Below are 15,470 nucleotides of genomic sequence, written 5' to 3'. Positions count from 1 at the left end.
TGGCCAGTATCTGGTCTCTTGTATGGTTACCGACGATGGGCGACGCAATCCGGCCCGTTAGTCCACCGGCGGGCGTGCCGAGTTTCCCATGTTCTGGTCCCGGAATGGACGGTTGAGGGGTGTATCGGAGCTAAACGAGCTGAACAGTCCTCATAGACCGGAGAAACCTGCACGCTGAAGGCCAGGGTGTGCACGCTACAGGCAGGCGCGCAGCTCGGCTGCCTTCCTGGCCCGCACCGCAGGATCAACGACGGGTCGCTTCGGGGTGAAGTAGAAACCGTCGTCGTGCCAGCGGGGGAGCACATGCTGGTGATAGTGCCAGACATGTTGGCTGCCGGCCGGCTCATTATGCTGGCGGGTGGAGATGCCGTCAGGTGACCAGGCCCGCTTGATGGCGACCGCCAGGTCGCGGGTGACGATCATGATGCGGGCGGCGACGTCGTCGGGCAGCTCATAGAGCAACTCGAAGTGGGCCCGGGGAGTCACTAACACGTGGCCGGGGTGCGGGTCGAAGCCGTGGGAGGCAATGAACGCCAACACCAGGTCGTCTGAGTAGATCAGGTCGCCAGGCTCGCACAGGTTTTTTGGGTTTGCGAAATCCCCGGCGGCGAGGTCGCAGAAGGGGCACAGGTAATCGTCAGGAGCATGCCGCACCCACTCGGTCACTCCTCGACCGCGTCTTCCTCGAACACCCACTCGAACATGTCGAGAACGTATTCGCTGAACGTGCCCTCTTCACTCTTCCAGGTGCCGCGAGCGTTGTTCCGACGCCAGATGATGGGATCGGGGACATCCAACTGATCCACCCTGATACCCCAGGTGTACTTTTCCTCTTCGTCTTCGAGGAAAAGCAGGTGTCCGTCCTCGATCGTGAGCTCATCGGGATCCCAGAAGAAGTGGTACGCCTCCATAATGTCTTCGACGGCCCCGACGGCGAGGTAGAAGTCGCGCAGAGCGAGGGGAAGATCGAAATCCTGGTCCTCCATGAGGTCCTGAAGTTCTTCCTTCGACAGGCCATCTTCCGCCGACCACTGGTCATCGAAGTACGCCGGAACCAGGGCACGGAATTTGTCCAGGAATAGCTCAGTCAATTGGAACTCCAGGGGTGGGGTTGGGGGATACATCCATCCTAGCCCCCACAGTGCGGTGGCTTATCCAGTGCCCGAGCGCTTCCAGCCCAGGACTGCCAACGGCGCCCGCCAGCTGAAGCGCCATGCGAGGACCCGGAGGGTGAAGACCATTGCAGCGACGACGCCGCCGGTCACCACATTGAACCAGCCGGTGCCGACCAGCAGGGTGGTCAGACCGGCCCCGAGCATGGCCGGAAGCGCGTAAATGTCCCGGGGATCGAAGAGTTGGGGTACCTCATTGGCCACCACGTCACGGAGCAGGCCACCGCCAACCGCCGTGGTCACGCCGAGGAGGATACCCGCCACCGGGTGAAGCCCGAACTCCAGCGCTTTCACCGTGCCGGTGATGCAGAACAGGCCCAGGCCGGCGGCGTCGAACACCACCAGCAGGTTGCTGACGCGCTCGACGCCCGAGAAGAGGAAATACACCAGCAGGGTCGCGAGCACCGGTGGGAGCAAGTAGAAGGGATTGGAGAAGGCCGCAGGAACCGTATCGATGATCAGGTCCCGAGCCACACCGCCGCCCAATCCGGCCAGGGAGGCCAGCAGCAGAGAACCCACCAGATCAAAGCCTTTGCGAGCGGCAAGGAGAGAGCCGGATACCGCGAAGAAGAAGACCCCGAGCAAATCGATCATCAGCGCAACGTCGACGGCGTTGGTCATGGGTTCCTCACTGTCCGGGGTGCGCGTAGTTGGTCCGTGCCAGCTGCAATCCCGGCCCGTCTGAGTTTACCCAGTGCAGGCACCCAATGTTGAGTCAAACGGCGTTGCCCCGACTGTTTGGAGCTAGCGTATCCGCCGGGCCAGGCCGGGGTAGTCGACCACCACGCCGTCGTCGTCGACAGTCAGCTCGGCAGCGAATCCGCGGTTGCCGGAGCTATACAACACCATCGCGGGACTGTCGGGTCGGGCCGACCTCACATGGCTGTACACCTGAGCGCTGGGGATTACCCGCAGGCTCGGCACCTCAACCCAAGCCATGGTGAGTGCGGTTTCGTCAGCCGGCGCGTCGTCGTCCGAGACCAGGTTGAGTCGGAGGATCGGCATCGTGTTGGTCACCGGGCACAAGCCCAGATCGCAATCCAACGCAGTGGACAGTCCATCGGGATCCGTGATCCCGGGCGGGGGTAGATCGACGGCACCGGAACTCTGCGTATCGCTGGACCAGTGGCCGTCCTCCGATCTCACCAGTTCCAGGTGACGGCTCCATCCCTGGCCATGGACGGTGACGGTGAGCCGCTGGGTCACCCAGCCCGACGTCGTGGCGAGCGCCCAGCTCACCGCATAGTCTGTGGTTCTGGAGGTGCCGTGAGCGGTAAGCCGGTCGGATTCGAGGTTGATGGTGGCCGTGTCGAGCCGGCCGGGGTCGTCCTCGCCCTGCCAGCTGTGCTGGAGGCTGGTGTGCGATGGGTTAGCCATCCTCATACCCTATGGACCGGCGCACCCCGACGCCAGACCCCGTGCCAGACCCCGTCGCTAGAATCAGGGCGAGCTCCGAGGCCAGCCCGGGGCCGGGCTCGTGGCAAAGTGGAGCTTATGAGCCCTACTCCCCAGTCGGCCGCCGAACCTGCAGCGAGCGCACCCATGAGAGCCGTCAACGCCTTGCTGGGTTGGACTTCGACGAAACGGCACTACAACTCGCTCGAATGGATGCGGGCTCGGTACCTGCAGCGCGCCTACCCCACTCCGGCGCCGTTGCCCCGAGCCCTGCGGCGGCTTTGCACGGTCGAGGAGCTGGCGGTCGTCGGCGTTCGCACCCTCACCCTGCGTCCCCGGTCGGCGGGCTCCGGACGCCACATCATCTACACCCATGGTGGCACCTACATCAACGAACTGGCCCGCCCGCACTGGTGGATCATTGCAGCGCTCATCAGGGCCACCGGGGCAACGGTGACCGTGCCGCTCTACCGGTTAGCTCCCGAACACAGCTTCAGGGAAACCTACGACTACCTCGCCGCCGTCTACCAACTGGTGCTCTCAACAACGAGCGCCGACGACGTCGTCCTGGCCGGGGATTCGGCGGGCGGCGGGTTGGCGGTCGGCCAGGCCTTGCACTTCGCGGCTCTCGGCCTGCCACAGCCGGGCCACCTGATCCTCTTCTCGCCCTGGCTGGACGTCACGGGCACAAACCCAGCCATTCCGCAGTACGACCGGGTCGATCCCATGCTTGCGGTTCCAGGGGCAGTCGAGGCGGGAAAATGGTGGGCGGCAGGCGAGGACCCCAAACATCAGCTGCTGAGCCCGATCTTCGCCCCGCCCGCCGCGTTGGCTGAACTCCCGCCCGTGACGCTCTATCAGGGGAGCCGGGACATCTGCATGGCAGACGCCATCGCGTTCAATCGGGTGATGCGTGACGCCGGCCGCGTCATAACGTTCAACCGGTACCCGGGTGCCTTCCACGTATTTGTGGGGCTCCCCTGGCTGCGTGAGTCGCGGGCGGTGTTCGACGATATCCGCCGGACAATGGCAACCCGTGAAACTGTGGAAGCAGATAAACCTCAGCAGCCATAGACGCGCTGCCCGCGAGGGTCTAGAGTGAGTGTACTGCCCCAGACCCCGGCGCCGTGTTGAGTGGAGAAACATTCCACGGAAGTATCCGGACGGGGCAGATTTCTTTTAACATCTCTCGCTGCGAAAAGGTTCTTCCCTCTGGACGTTCTTTACTCATCCGGTTCCAACTCACAAGCTGAGGCAGTGCAGCGAATCCTCAAGATCGTCGGTATTTCGGGGAGGTATATGAGTAATGAGTTCTGAGACAGTCAAACGACGCTTGGAAGGTGACCATATGGTAGCTAAACCGCGGTCAGTGAGTCGGATAGGTACATCGGCAAACTGACGGCAACCTGACAACGCATTTTCAGTTTAAGTGCACTATGCATGCCTGACGCCTGCCTGCGACTGCTGCGGGCTGGCTACAGCGACAATGACCGATCGACAATCTGGGTCGCCGTGTCGTGCAACGTGAGGTGGTTCCGGCGGGCATGGTTGCGGATCCGGGTAAACGATTCATGCATATCGACATTGCTCAACTGGGCCACCACGCCCTTGGCTTGTTCAATCAGGATCCTGCTGGTCAGGGCGCGCTGGAGCTGATCATTGATGACCCCGGCTTCGCGTACCGCGCGCTCCTGCAGAATGCTGATCGTGGCAACGTCGGCGAGTGCCTGCCCAATCGCTGCATCTTCCACGGACAGTGCGCCAGCATCCACACCGAAAAGGTTGAGGGCACCGATTGTCCTGCCTCGTATCCGCATGGGGATGGCATGTACCGAACGAAATCCCTGCGACAGGGCTGCCTGCTTGAAATCGGGCCAACGGTCACCGAGGTCAGCAATATTGTCGACCGTGACAACTTTTCCGGTCTGGAAAGCCTCGACACAGGGTCCAGCGCCAGCTTCGCGCTGCAGTACCTCGACCAGCTGGCTTTCCTCGCTGGTGGACGCCAGGACCTGAAGCTCGCCGTGCTGGTCCACGAGCAACAGCCCGGCCGCAGTCGCGTTGAGAATGTCGATCGACTCCTCCACTAGAGCATGGAGAAGGTCAAGAACGTCGTAGTCGTCGACCAGCGTGTCAGCGATCTTTACGAAAGCAGCGCTGACGCGTTCTGCGCGGGTCGAAGTCACCATGAATAGAGTTTACTCCGCTATTGAGGTTTCGGCGTAAAGTCCAGCCGGCGGTCGATAACCGCAGCTGCTACCTCTTTCAATTGGAGCCCCTCGGCGAAGGCATATCCCCGCAACAGAAGGAGAGCGTCAGTGGCAGTGATGTTCGCCTGCGCCAGGACCATTCCGGTGGCTTGGTGAATCTCACGGCGCGATAGTGAGGTGCCGTCATTGCCCCCAAACGATTCGTCGTGGCCGGGTTCCCTGGACAACATCCGACGCAGCAACATCCACGAGGTTTGATCGGTGAGGACCGCCGCCGCCGCAGCGTTCGCTCCGCTGAGCTTGCCTGGGTTCGTCCGATACAGCTCGACGACTCCAATATCGATCGCGCCAAGAACAAGGGGAAAGACGAACAGCGCCTTCACCTCTGTCGCACGGACGGCGTTACCGAAGACGGGCCACCGGGTGTGCCAGTTTTCTGCGGTATCCGGGATCAGTACCGGCACGCGACTTGAGGCTGCTTCCCAGCGGGGACCCTCCCCAAGTTCGAACTGCAACTCATCGAGCCTGCGCGCAAGGTCATCACTGCAGCAGATCGTTTCCTGAACGGCTCCGCCGAAAACCGAGATGGCAGCTCCAGTGATCGGGAGTTCCGTAAGGTACGGGGTGCACAGGGTCGCACCGTTGCTGTTTGCTGTGGAAGTGCACCGCTCAACCATGAGTCCCTGTCGTTCTTGCCGCGCCGCCAGCTGGCCGGGCGGTACTTAGCCGAGCGGCAATCCCAGGTAGCGGGACGCCGGCAGTTATTAGGATAGACGATTCGCCGGCCGACCGGGCCAGGTGACACCGTACTATTGCGCCATGACAGCCGAGACAGACTTTGAGCCTTACCGTCCGCGTCTGCGCGCGGAGCTCGCCCGCACCCGCGCGAGTTTCGCCGCACTTGATGCCGATAGTCGCTCGGTCAGCGCGGCCCGGGACAATTCAAACGTCGACGACGAACACGACCCCGAGGGGACCACCATCGCCGCTGAACTTTCACAGATGTCAGCTCTGGCCCGGGACGCGCGAGGCAGGGCGGAAGAGATTGAAGCCGCGCTGGCAAGGCTCGATGCTGGCACCTACGGCGTGTGTGCCAGCTGCGGCCAAATGATTGCGGGTGGACGCCTTGAAGCCCGGCCGTGGACACCGTACTGCCTCGACCACGCGACCGGTAAATAGCTGGGCGCGCGCAGGTCACCTGGTTCCTGCTCGGCTACACCAACTGGAGCATCGTCAACTGGACCAGCTCCGTTGCGGCCAGCTCCGAAGCGGCGGGCGCAGCGATCGCCGCAGCATACCCAACAGGTGGGCCGACCCAGGTCAGTTTCAGGTGCTCCGCAGCGGCCAGTCCCGTGCAGGAATTGCCTGCGATGGAAAACGTGGAGGGTTCGATGCTGAGCCCATGCCCGGTTGCTTTCAGCACCGCCTCCTTGGCGACCCACAGCCGGAGCCGCGCATCGACGTCGTCGGCCCGGAGCTTTTCCCGCTCCGGAACCGAGAGGGCGTAGGCGTCGAACCCGTCGAAGACGGCGTCGGGGATGTGCTCGATATCGGCACCGATGGGGTGCCCGGCGGGAGCCGAGGCCACCAGGAGTGAGCCCGCGGAACGGGACAGGCTCAGCTCCACTCCCTCGATGGCCGGTTTGCCATGCAGACCCGAGCCGCAGGTCCGGCAGGAGCGTGTTACCGGCAGCGCGGCGGCCTCCGACGGGGTTGCGCCGAGCAACCGAGCCGCCATGAGCCGGAACACGGCGTGAGCCGCACGGTAAGTCAGCCGGTCCTGTTCATGCTGAAGGCGAACGGCAGCAGTCCGGACCGTAGCCGGAAGGAATCGGTCAAGTCCGCCCAGCGGCTCAAGCGTCCGGCCAACGCCGGACGCGGTAACCGCAATGTACTGAACCGGCACGACTTCTAGACGCTGCCCGCTGGGCTGGCCGTGATGACTACGTTTTTGCCCCAAATGTCTTCGGTGTAGCAACTGATCAGCACCAGACGGTTGGGCACGACATTCCAGATCTCGCTGTCCTTCAGGGTGTTCTTGTCGTGGGTGGTCACCGAATCGATGACGTAGTCGAGAACGCCCGTTTCGGTGGTGAGCACAATCGAATCGCCCACGTTGGCGTCGGTGCTCAGTCGGTTGAAGGGGGCGTCACGGCCCTCCCAGCTGTGGCCGGTGATGTAGGTGGTGTCTTCCGACGCCAGCCCCGGTGTCCCAAAGGATGTCAGCCAGTAGGCATCCTCGGTCAACGGCGGCACGATTGACTGCGATGCAAACTCCTCCGCCGAGGGGGTGAGGGGCAGGATTGATTGGTCGATCCCTGCGGCCTCCACAGTGAGCCAGCCAGGCGGTGACGCGGCTGGTTCCGGGGCGGGAACCGATGGTGCAGCCGTTGCCGTTGCCGTTGCCGCTGGCGGTTCGGCCGGCTGGACTGGAGCGAAGGCAGCGGCCACGGTCTGGCGGTCGAACGTGACAGGTTCAGATGAGGCTTCGCCCGCCACCGACGTAGCGGCAACGATCAGGGCAGCAGACAGCGCCAGACCGGTCCACCGGGCCGGGGGGCCCCGCCAGCCGCGCATGCTCAGGCCCGGGTGGAGCGGCGGAGCCACACGCCAGCACCTGACAAAAGCACCAACGCCGCTCCCGCCGCCCCGCCAAAGGTCAGGGCGCTTGCAGTGTCAGGTGCTGGGTCAGCAGCTGCGGTCTGGATGTTCAATCCCCTCCCGGCTGCCGCAGTGGTCCCGGTGCCGATCGGGCCGGGCGCCGCCGGGGCGGTGGGTGCGACAACGACAACCGGCACCTCGAAGTCCTCGCCGGCACCCTCTCCCGTGCCCGGCGCAGCGCAGGCAGCGAGCGCAGCGTTCACCAGCACCTGGACCTCTTCGATACTGGTACCGGTGCCGGCGCCGCCCAGAGCGGCAAGAACTGCTTCGATGGTCTCGATCGCGGCGTAGTAGGTGTTCTCGGCCGCGACTACTGCTTCGGTGTAGAGCGCATCTTCCAGTGCCAGCTGTGCTTCCATCAGCGCTTCATCAGCCGCAGCGAATGCCTCGGGTGCTGTGTCCCGTTCCGCCTGCCGTGCAGCCAGCACGGTTGTCGCCTCGACCTGGAAGGCCAGAGCGGCGGCGAGCTCTGCCTCAGCGGCGAGGCGAGCGACGTCGTCGCCGTCTGCCACGTCAGCGAGCGCCAGCGCGGCGGCCACAACACGGTCATCGGCGAGGAACTTCGCGGTCTGTGCCGCGTCCAGAGCAGCCTGGGTTGTTTCCAGGGCCATCGCCGCCGTTTCAAAGGCCGCAATCGCGGCGTCGTACGCTGCGTATTCATGAACTGCTGCGATGTCGGCGTCTATCCAGGCCTGATCGAGTGCCTCGGAAGCGGCCTCGATGGCGGCCAGCGCGGTTTTCAGGTCGTAGGCCAGGCCGATGTCCACTGACGCGGAGTCCAGGGCAGCCCCCAGCGCAGACTGGGCAGCAACGCAGGAGGCCGAGGCGGGCGCGGCTACTGCGGGTGAGGCAGCCAGAAAGGTAGAACCAGCGATGAGTGCGGCACACGTGCCGAAGGTCATCAGTCGATTACGGTGCGTCATGAGACCACGTCTCTTCCTTGAGAAAGGCCCTCAAGTCCCCCTTGAGCGGCATCCGCCGGATGCGCGACGCTGGGGGCGGTGCTGTCTGGCTGACGTAATTTGACCACGCCGTCTGACGAAAGACCAGCACTTTTCGGACAATTTGTGTCACCGCTGCCCGGCTACCGGAGTCCCCGCACGTTCAGGGCGAGGTACAGGTGAACCCGGTCGGCGGTGACTCCCGGGTCGTAGCCGCTCAGGTCCTGGATCTGCTGCAACCGGTAACGCACGGTGTTCCGATGAAGCTGCAACGCCTCAGCGACCGCGGCGACCGACCCGTTCAGCATCAGGTACCGCTCAAGCGTCACCATCAACTCGGCGTGATGGCGCTGGTCAAACGCCACGACCGGATCCAACGCTTCAGCAGCGAGATCGGCGAGTGGCACATCCTCGCTGGCCATCAGCAGGGAGGTCAGACTCAGCCGGTCAGGGGTGTTCACGGGCAAGCCCCTGGTCAACGATTCCCGTGCCTCGAAATAGCTCCAGCGGAAGCCGCTGGCCTGCGCATAGGCACCCCCATACCCCACCTTCGCGGTCAGCCCGGCGCCGTGGAGGTAGGCGCCCATCTGCTGACTGAGAACGGGTCCATCACCGTCAGGAACGGCGATGACCAACCGCTCGTCAACCAGCGCTTCCACTCCCGACGCGAACCCTGCCGGTGTCGGCAGGGTTCGCAGCGCCCGACGCTGCCCGGAGGCCACTTCGACGATCACCACCACCTGGCGCAGTGCGGTGTCGATGCCGGCGCCACCCAGGCGTGCGACGGCGTCGGGACCTGCCAGGGTGCCGCGGACCACGTCCTGGCAGAGCTGCCCAACCACTGCGCGTTCACTGGCCCGCCGTCGGGCCTGGTTGCTCAACTCGACGCTGATCAGGCTCTGCGCATAGGCGACGATGGCGTTGGGGTTGTAAGGCTCTGCGATGGCAAGCGTGCAGCGGTCTTTCAGGCCGGTGGCCACCGGGAGCCGATGCCAATGGCCGCCGGGGGCACCAGACCCGGCTCCTCCGGTCGTCTCAGTACTGAACAGCTGGGCGCCGTACTGGGACAGCACGACGTCGGTGCCGAGCATCGTGGCAAGCTCCCGCAGCAGTTGGGGAAGGCCACCCTCCCCGAGCAGGGCCGACGCGAGAACCTGATGACCCTTCAACAGGCTTTCGAGCCTGGAGTAGTGGTCGGCTGAGAGCGAGTCAGCGACAATCTTCCCGATGGCGATGAACGGGGTCTCGTAGGGGACGCGGAACACGGGCAGCCCCAGGGAATCTGCCTCGTCGACCAGTGCGGCGGGGACCTGCCGGTGCCCAAGCCCAGTGCCGAAGCCGATCCCCAGCGCCCCCGACTCATGGACTCGGCGCACGAAGGAGCGCTGCGCCGTCGTCGTTTTCTGCCGGAGGCCGGTGGTCAGCACCACCTCGCCGCCGCTGAGGAATGGAAGAGGATCCTCGAGCTCGGTTACCGCGACCCATTGGATGGGGATGTCCGGCACGACGGCGGCCCCCACGGTGTGGAGACCGAGGCCGGCGGCCGTAAGCAGGGTGGGAAGGGTGATGGCCATGCCTCAACTATAGGACCGTGACACTGTGCGGGTGCATGACAGGCGCCCCAGGTTGTTGTGCGCATCACCCTAGGCCGGGGAATAAGAGGAGGCGTAGGGTCAGCAATGGATTTACGCTGTGATGGATCCGCAGTGATCCGTCAGCCCATCATAGAAAAGGGATGAATACCGTGGTAACCACCCTCCAAAACTTTATCAACGGCGAGTTTGTCACACCGGCTGGCACCGAGCTGCTCGACATCGTCAACCCCACCAATGGCGAGGTCGTGGCGAAGGCGCCAGTATCGCTGAAGTCGGATGTCGACGCCGCCATGACAGCGGCCGCTCAAGCGTTCAGGACGTTCAAGCACGTCACCCCGAGCCAGCGGCAGCTCATGCTGCTGAAGCTCGCCGACGCGCTTGAGGCGGCCAGCGATGAACTGGTCGATGCGCAGCACCGCAACACCGGGCAGGTGCGCGATCTGATTGCCGCCGAGGAAGTGGCCGTGGGTGCCGACCAGCTGAGGTTCTTCGCCGGCGCCGCTCGCCTGCTGGAAGGGAAGTCCGCTGGCGAATACGTCGAGGGCCACACCTCCTATATCCGTCGCGAGCCCATTGGGGTAGTCGCCCAGGTTGCACCCTGGAACTACCCGCTGCTGATGGCCATCTGGAAGATCGGTCCTGCGCTCGCCGCCGGCAACACGGTGGTCCTCAAGCCCAGCGACACCACACCCGAGTCCACCCTGGTGTTGGCGAAGCTGACCCAGGGCATCCTTCCACCGGGGGTGTTGAACGTGGTGCTGGGCACCGGGGAAACCGGGGCCGCGATGGTCGACCATCCCGTGCCCGGGTTGGTCTCAATCACCGGATCGGTCCGTGCCGGTATCGCCGTCGCCACCGGAGCGGCGAAGTCGCTCAAGCGAGCTCACCTTGAGTTGGGAGGCAAGGCACCCGCCGTCGTCTTCGCCGACGCCGACATCAAGAAGACCGCAGCAGCGATCGCTGAGTTCTCGTTCTTCAATGCGGGCCAGGATTGCACGGCGATCACCCGGGTGCTGGTCCAGGATTCGGTCCACGATGACCTGGTGGCCGCCATGGTGGCGCACACCGAAACGCTCAAGACCGGCAACGCCGACGACTCCCAGAACTACTTCGGCCCGCTGAACAACATCAACCACTTCAATTCGGTCAATGCGGTGATGGACGCCCTTCCTGAGCACTGCAAGGTCGAGATTGGGGGCAAGCGCTCCGGGGACAAGGGCTACTTCTACGAGGCGACCATCGTCACCGGTGCCCGCCAGACCGACGACATTGTCCAGCAGGAAACCTTCGGCCCGGTCATCACCGTGCAGAAGTTCACCACCGAGGACGAGGCGGTCGAGCTGGCCAACGACGTCGAGTACGCGCTGGCGTCGAGCATCTGGACCACCGATCATGGCACCGCCATGAGGGTGTCCCGGGACCTCGACTTCGGCGCAGTCTGGATCAATACCCACATTCTTCTCACCGCCGAGATGCCGCATGGAGGCTTCAAGAGCTCCGGTTACGGCAAGGACCTCTCGATGTATGGCGTTGAGGACTACACCCGGATCAAGCACGTCATGAGCGCGCTTGATGTTTAGAAAGGCAGTTTCACTATGACCACCCAAGCGATCCAGCCGCAATTCCGGCTCGAGCAAAAGCGCAAGATCATCGCCGACTTCCCAGGCCCCAAGTCCACCGAGCTTGCCGCTCGTCGGGCGGCAGTGGTGGCCAAGGGCGTTGCCTCAAGCGTGCCGGTGTATGTTGCCGACGCCGACGGCGGCATCATTCACGACGTCGACGGTAACTCGTTCATCGACCTCGGCTCCGGCATTGCGGTGACCAGCGTTGGCGCGTCGGATCCCGCCGTCGTCGGCGCCGTCAAGGAGCAAGTGGAGCACTTCACCCACACCTGCTTCATGGTCACGCCCTACGAGGGCTACATTGCCGTGGCTGAGAAGCTGGCCGAGCTGACCCCCGGCGACTTCGAGAAGCGGACTGTGCTGTTCAACTCGGGTGCCGAGGCTGTCGAGAACGCGATCAAGGTGGCTCGCCTGGCGACCGGTCGCACCGCCGTCGCCGCCTTCGATCATGCCTACCACGGCCGCACCAACCTCACGATGGCCCTGACCGCCAAGTCACTGCCGTACAAGGGTGGGCCCTCGGGTGACTTCGGCCCGTTCGCGTCCGAGGTCTACCGGCTGCCAATGAGCTACCCCTTCCGCGAGGAAAACCCCTCGATCACCGGGGCTGAAGCGGCTCAGCGCGCCATCACAATGATGGAGAAGCAGATCGGGGCCAGTTCACTGGCCGCCATCATCATCGAACCCGTCCAGGGGGAGGGCGGTTTCATCGTCCCCGCCGAAGGATTCCTGCCAGCATTGGCCGAGTGGGCCAAGGCCAACGGAGTGGTCTTCATCGCCGATGAGGTGCAGTCCGGCTTCTGCCGCACCGGCGCCTGGTTCGCGGTCGACCACGAGGGCGTTGTGCCCGACATCATCACCATGGCCAAGGGAATCGCCGGCGGCATGCCGCTTTCGGCAATCACCGGCCGGGCCGACCTGCTCGACGCCGTTCACCCCGGCGGTCTCGGCGGCACCTTCGGTGGCAACCCGGTGGCCTGCGCTGCCGCGTTGGCCGCTATCGAGACGATGCAGGAACAGGATCTCGTTGCCCGAGCTCAGGCTATCGAGGAGCTGGCAACGTCACGGCTTCGGGGCCTGCAGGAGGATCTTGGGGCCGAGTCGATCATCGGTGAGATCCGCGGCCGGGGCGCGATGCTTGCCATCGAGTTCGTGAAGCCGGGGACCAAGACACCAAACCCGGATGCGACGAAGGCCATTGCTGCCGCGTGCCTGCAGGAGGGTGTCATCATCCTGACCTGTGGCACGTACGGCAATGTGGTCCGGTTGCTCCCGCCGCTAGTGATTGGTGATGAGCTGCTGAACGACGGGCTGGACGTCCTCGAGGCTGCTATCCGCGCCGCCAAGTAGAGCACACGCTGTTGCCGCCGGGGTCGGCGCCGTCGACCCTGGCCTGCGCCGCAGTAACCCGCTAGCGCCGCAGAAAACCGCCAGCGCGCCAATAATATATGGCGCGTTTGCCGGTTTCTGCTGCGTTTGGCGGGAACGACGGCGGGAACGACTGCTTCGGCGCGTAGGGCAAGGGCTGCGCGGCAGGGTTCGACGGTGTCAGCCTGCCACTTGCGCCTTCAGCCCGGTGATCAGGGCTTCGAGTCCGACGGTGAACGCGGCGTCGGCTGAGTCGGCCTGGGACCCGCCCCGAAGGCGGACGGCGGCCGTGAATAGAGGGTAGTCAGGCCCCAGGCTGCCTGACTCAAAAATGTCTTCGGGGGCGGCGACGTCGAACGCTGATCCGAAGATGAAGGACTCAAGGGCGACGATGGCGGGGATAATCCGATCCGCCGGCCAACCGGCGTCGAGGAATCCTTTGGTGACCGCTTCGTACATGGCAAGCGTTTCGGGTGCGCCTGTGACGGGCAGAATGGCGATGACCGAGATGAGCGGTGCATGAGCTGCGAAGACACCGCGGTAGGACCAGGCCCAAGAGCGAACCGCCTCATCCCAGGGGGCCGCGGCGAAAGCGCTGAAGTCCACCTTCGCCATCACCTCGTCTTCGACCCAGCGCAGCACTTCCTGCTTGGATTCAGCGTGGTTGTACAGGGCCGACGGTGCCACTCGCAGGCGCTGGGCTAGTGCAGACATGGTGAGGCCCTCGTAGCCCTGGCTGGCAATCAGGGCAAGTGCTGCATCAGTAATGAGGTCCCGTGACAGCAGTCCGCGCGGCGGACGGCCCGCCCGACGGCGGCTGACCGGCGCTCCCACACTTCCCATGACCGCCCCTTCACCGTCTCTTCGCTGCGGATTCATTCTACTGCCCCGCCATTGCTGTCGTTCCTGCCGGTGGGTCCAGCACCCGCCCGGATCGAGTCAACACCAATGACAAGTTTCCGTCGCCAAACACGTCATGTCTGTTGACTCAGCCGGAGGGTGCGGGGTGTGCCCTTTCCAAAACTGCCGGCTATCGCTACAGTATCCCTAATAAATGAATGGCGTTCATTTTGTGGCGTGGACCATATTGTCTGAAAGGTAACAGTGGAGAATCTAGAACGCGACGTCGTAATCATCGGGGCGGGCCCCTCGGGCCTCACCGCGGCGTGGGAGTTGAAGAGGGCAGGGCTGAGCGTCGCTGTCCTGGAGGCACGAGACCGGGTTGGCGGACGCACCTGGACCGACACCATCGACGGCGCGCTCCTGGAGATTGGGGGCCAATGGGTATCCCCAGACCAGACCGCTCTCAAAGGAATGCTCGATGAGCTGGGACTGGAAACCTACGACAGGTACCGGGAGGGGGACTCTGTCTACATCGGAGCCGACGGCGCCCGCACCCGTTACACCGGAGACATGTTCCCCGTCTCGGCCGCCACTGAAGGGGAAATGAATCGGTTGATCGAACTGCTGGACCGCCTCGCAGCAGAGGCCGGCCCGGAAACCCCGTGGAACCACCCGGAAGCCCGGGCACTGGACACGATCTCCTTCCACCACTGGCTACGGCAGCAGTCCAGCGACGAGGAAGCCTGCAACAATATTGGGCTCTTCATCGCTGGCGGAATGCTCACCAAACCCGCTCATGCCTTCTCAGCCCTGCAGGCTGTGCTGATGGCTGCGTCGGCAGGATCCTTCTCCAACCTGGTCGATGAGAACTTCATCCTCGACCAGCGGGTGGTCGGCGGCATGCAGCAGGTGTCGGAACGCCTCGCGGATCGTCTGGGGGATGACGTCGTGCTCAGCAGCCCAGTCCGGACGCTGCGCTGGCACGAAGACGGCGGCAGCAACGGCGGAGGCAGCAACAGCGGCGGCGTCACCGCGGTGTCCGACACCGTCACCGTCAAGGCGCGCTACGCAATCATGGCGGTTCCGCCGAACCTGTACTCGCGGGTGTCCTACGAGCCACCGCTGCCTCGCCGCCAGCATCAGATGCACCAGCACCAGTCCCTGGGGCTCGTCATCAAGGTCCATGCCGTCTACGCGACACCGTTCTGGCGCGCCGATGGTCTCTCCGGGACCGGGTTCAGTGCCTCCTCGATCGTGCAGGAGGTGTACGACAACACCAACCACGAGGATTCCCGCGGAACGCTGGTCGGTTTCGTCTCGGACGAAAAGGCCGACGCCGTGTTCAGGCTGTCACCCGAAGCCCGTCGGCAGATGATCCTCGAGTCCATTGCCGGTTTCCTCGGCTCCGAGGCACTCACCCCCGAGGTGTACTACGAATCGGACTGGGGCTCAGAGGAATGGACCAGGGGCGCCTACGCGACCAGCTACGACCTCGGCGGTCTGCACCGTTATGGCCCTGACCAGCTCACCCCCGTCGGGCCGATCCACTGGTCCTGCTCGGATCTGGCGGCTGAGGGCTATCAGCACGTCGAAGGTGCCGTCCGGATGGGTCAAATCACAGCCCGGAACATCCTGGGCCTCTCGGCAACCGAAGGAGCATGAC

General features: G+C 64.2%; 16 protein-coding genes. 5 read left to right on the top strand and 11 right to left on the bottom strand.

Annotation, left to right across the window (positions count from 1 at the left end; all coding sequences use genetic code 11):
* Positions 1-195: 195 nt before the first annotated feature.
* The 4 genes from B384_RS0103745 to B384_RS17625 form a co-directional block, all read right to left on the bottom strand.
* Complete coding sequence (locus B384_RS0103745) at positions 196-666, bottom strand: HIT family protein (protein WP_019481805.1); 471 nt, start codon at positions 664-666, stop codon at positions 196-198.
* A complete protein-coding gene (locus B384_RS0103740; RefSeq protein WP_019481804.1) occupies positions 663-1,091 on the bottom strand; it encodes a hypothetical protein in 429 nt (142 codons plus the stop codon). Before B384_RS0103740 ends, B384_RS0103745 begins: the two co-directional genes overlap by 4 nt.
* A gap of 60 nt (positions 1,092-1,151) precedes the next feature.
* Positions 1,152-1,793, bottom strand: a complete 642-nt coding sequence (locus B384_RS0103735) for a trimeric intracellular cation channel family protein (protein ID WP_019481803.1) — start codon at positions 1,791-1,793, stop codon at positions 1,152-1,154.
* Positions 1,794-1,916: 123 nt separating this feature from the next.
* Positions 1,917-2,549 carry a putative glycolipid-binding domain-containing protein gene (locus tag B384_RS17625; RefSeq protein WP_019481802.1) on the bottom strand — a complete coding sequence of 211 codons (633 nt, stop codon included), beginning with the start codon at positions 2,547-2,549 and terminating at the stop codon, positions 1,917-1,919.
* Positions 2,550-2,666: 117 nt separating this feature from the next.
* On the opposite strand from B384_RS17625, the gene B384_RS17620 reads away from it, so the two are divergent.
* Entirely contained in the window at positions 2,667-3,641 is a 975-nt protein-coding gene (locus tag B384_RS17620; protein WP_019481801.1) for an alpha/beta hydrolase fold domain-containing protein, read from the top strand.
* A gap of 401 nt (positions 3,642-4,042) precedes the next feature.
* Here B384_RS17620 and B384_RS0103720 read toward each other — a convergent pair whose 3' ends face one another.
* Together B384_RS0103720 and B384_RS0103715 are read right to left on the bottom strand one after the other, a co-directional pair.
* On the bottom strand, positions 4,043-4,756 hold the full coding sequence (locus B384_RS0103720; RefSeq protein ID WP_019481800.1) for a GAF and ANTAR domain-containing protein: 714 nt from the start codon (positions 4,754-4,756) through the stop codon (positions 4,043-4,045).
* Positions 4,757-4,773: 17 nt separating this feature from the next.
* On the bottom strand, positions 4,774-5,454 hold the full coding sequence (locus B384_RS0103715; RefSeq protein ID WP_019481799.1) for a GAF and ANTAR domain-containing protein: 681 nt from the start codon (positions 5,452-5,454) through the stop codon (positions 4,774-4,776).
* 142 nt (positions 5,455-5,596) lie between these two features.
* On the opposite strand from B384_RS0103715, the gene B384_RS0103710 reads away from it, so the two are divergent.
* Entirely contained in the window at positions 5,597-5,956 is a 360-nt protein-coding gene (locus B384_RS0103710; RefSeq protein ID WP_019481798.1) for a TraR/DksA family transcriptional regulator, read from the top strand.
* 34 nt (positions 5,957-5,990) lie between these two features.
* On the opposite strand, the gene B384_RS19570 is transcribed toward B384_RS0103710, so the two are convergent.
* From B384_RS19570 to B384_RS0103690, 4 genes are all read right to left on the bottom strand, one after another.
* Positions 5,991-6,683 carry a 4'-phosphopantetheinyl transferase family protein gene (locus B384_RS19570; protein ID WP_019481797.1) on the bottom strand — a complete coding sequence of 231 codons (693 nt, stop codon included), beginning with the start codon at positions 6,681-6,683 and terminating at the stop codon, positions 5,991-5,993.
* 5 nt (positions 6,684-6,688) lie between these two features.
* On the bottom strand, positions 6,689-7,384 hold the full coding sequence (locus B384_RS0103700; protein WP_019481796.1) for a class F sortase: 696 nt from the start codon (positions 7,382-7,384) through the stop codon (positions 6,689-6,691).
* On the bottom strand, positions 7,357-8,361 hold the full coding sequence (locus B384_RS0103695) for a hypothetical protein (protein WP_156808951.1): 1,005 nt from the start codon (positions 8,359-8,361) through the stop codon (positions 7,357-7,359). The genes B384_RS0103700 and B384_RS0103695 overlap by 28 nt, the downstream gene beginning before the upstream one ends.
* 161 nt (positions 8,362-8,522) lie before the next feature.
* The gene (locus tag B384_RS0103690; RefSeq protein WP_019481794.1) at positions 8,523-9,953 is read right to left on the bottom strand and encodes a PucR family transcriptional regulator; all 1,431 of its coding nucleotides are present in this window, start codon (positions 9,951-9,953) and stop codon (positions 8,523-8,525) included.
* A 161-nt stretch (positions 9,954-10,114) separates the two neighbouring features.
* Between B384_RS0103690 and B384_RS0103685 the strand changes: the two genes are divergently transcribed.
* Both B384_RS0103685 and gabT read left to right on the top strand, forming a co-directional pair.
* Positions 10,115-11,554, top strand: coding sequence for a gamma-aminobutyraldehyde dehydrogenase (locus tag B384_RS0103685; RefSeq protein ID WP_019481793.1), 1,440 nt, complete (start codon positions 10,115-10,117; stop codon positions 11,552-11,554).
* Positions 11,555-11,569: 15 nt separating this feature from the next.
* Complete coding sequence (gabT, locus tag B384_RS0103680) at positions 11,570-12,946, top strand: 4-aminobutyrate--2-oxoglutarate transaminase (RefSeq protein WP_019481792.1); 1,377 nt, start codon at positions 11,570-11,572, stop codon at positions 12,944-12,946.
* Positions 12,947-13,144: 198 nt separating this feature from the next.
* On the opposite strand, the gene B384_RS0103675 is transcribed toward gabT, so the two are convergent.
* Complete coding sequence (locus tag B384_RS0103675; RefSeq protein ID WP_019481791.1) at positions 13,145-13,807, bottom strand: TetR/AcrR family transcriptional regulator C-terminal domain-containing protein; 663 nt, start codon at positions 13,805-13,807, stop codon at positions 13,145-13,147.
* Between the two features lie 261 nt (positions 13,808-14,068).
* Here B384_RS0103675 and B384_RS0103670 point away from each other — a divergent pair, with 261 nt between their 5' ends.
* The gene (locus tag B384_RS0103670; RefSeq protein ID WP_019481790.1) at positions 14,069-15,469 is read left to right on the top strand and encodes a flavin monoamine oxidase family protein; all 1,401 of its coding nucleotides are present in this window, start codon (positions 14,069-14,071) and stop codon (positions 15,467-15,469) included.
* The last annotated feature ends 1 nt before the right edge of the window (position 15,470 follow it).

Source organism: Arthrobacter sp. TB 23 (genome assembly GCF_000294595.1).
GTDB lineage: Bacteria > Actinomycetota > Actinomycetes > Actinomycetales > Micrococcaceae > Arthrobacter_D.
This window is presented reverse-complemented; position numbering and strand designations above follow the sequence as displayed.

Excerpts from the sequence above, each read along its gene's own strand:
- B384_RS0103735 (WP_019481803.1), bottom strand. The coding sequence starts at position 1,793 with ATGACCAACGCCGTCGACGTTGCGCTGATGATCGATTTGCTCGGGGTC.
- B384_RS17625 (WP_019481802.1), bottom strand. The coding sequence starts at position 2,549 with ATGGCTAACCCATCGCACACCAGCCTCCAGCACAGCTGGCAGGGCGAG.
- B384_RS17620 (WP_019481801.1), top strand. The coding sequence starts at position 2,667 with ATGAGCCCTACTCCCCAGTCGGCCGCCGAACCTGCAGCGAGCGCACCC.
- B384_RS0103720 (WP_019481800.1), bottom strand. The coding sequence starts at position 4,756 with ATGGTGACTTCGACCCGCGCAGAACGCGTCAGCGCTGCTTTCGTAAAG.
- B384_RS0103715 (WP_019481799.1), bottom strand. The coding sequence starts at position 5,454 with ATGGTTGAGCGGTGCACTTCCACAGCAAACAGCAACGGTGCGACCCTG.
- B384_RS0103710 (WP_019481798.1), top strand. The coding sequence starts at position 5,597 with ATGACAGCCGAGACAGACTTTGAGCCTTACCGTCCGCGTCTGCGCGCG.
- B384_RS0103695 (WP_156808951.1), bottom strand. The coding sequence starts at position 8,361 with ATGACGCACCGTAATCGACTGATGACCTTCGGCACGTGTGCCGCACTC.
- B384_RS0103690 (WP_019481794.1), bottom strand. The coding sequence starts at position 9,953 with ATGGCCATCACCCTTCCCACCCTGCTTACGGCCGCCGGCCTCGGTCTC.
- B384_RS0103685 (WP_019481793.1), top strand. The coding sequence starts at position 10,115 with ATGAATACCGTGGTAACCACCCTCCAAAACTTTATCAACGGCGAGTTT.
- gabT (WP_019481792.1), top strand. The coding sequence starts at position 11,570 with ATGACCACCCAAGCGATCCAGCCGCAATTCCGGCTCGAGCAAAAGCGC.
- B384_RS0103675 (WP_019481791.1), bottom strand. The coding sequence starts at position 13,807 with ATGGGAAGTGTGGGAGCGCCGGTCAGCCGCCGTCGGGCGGGCCGTCCG.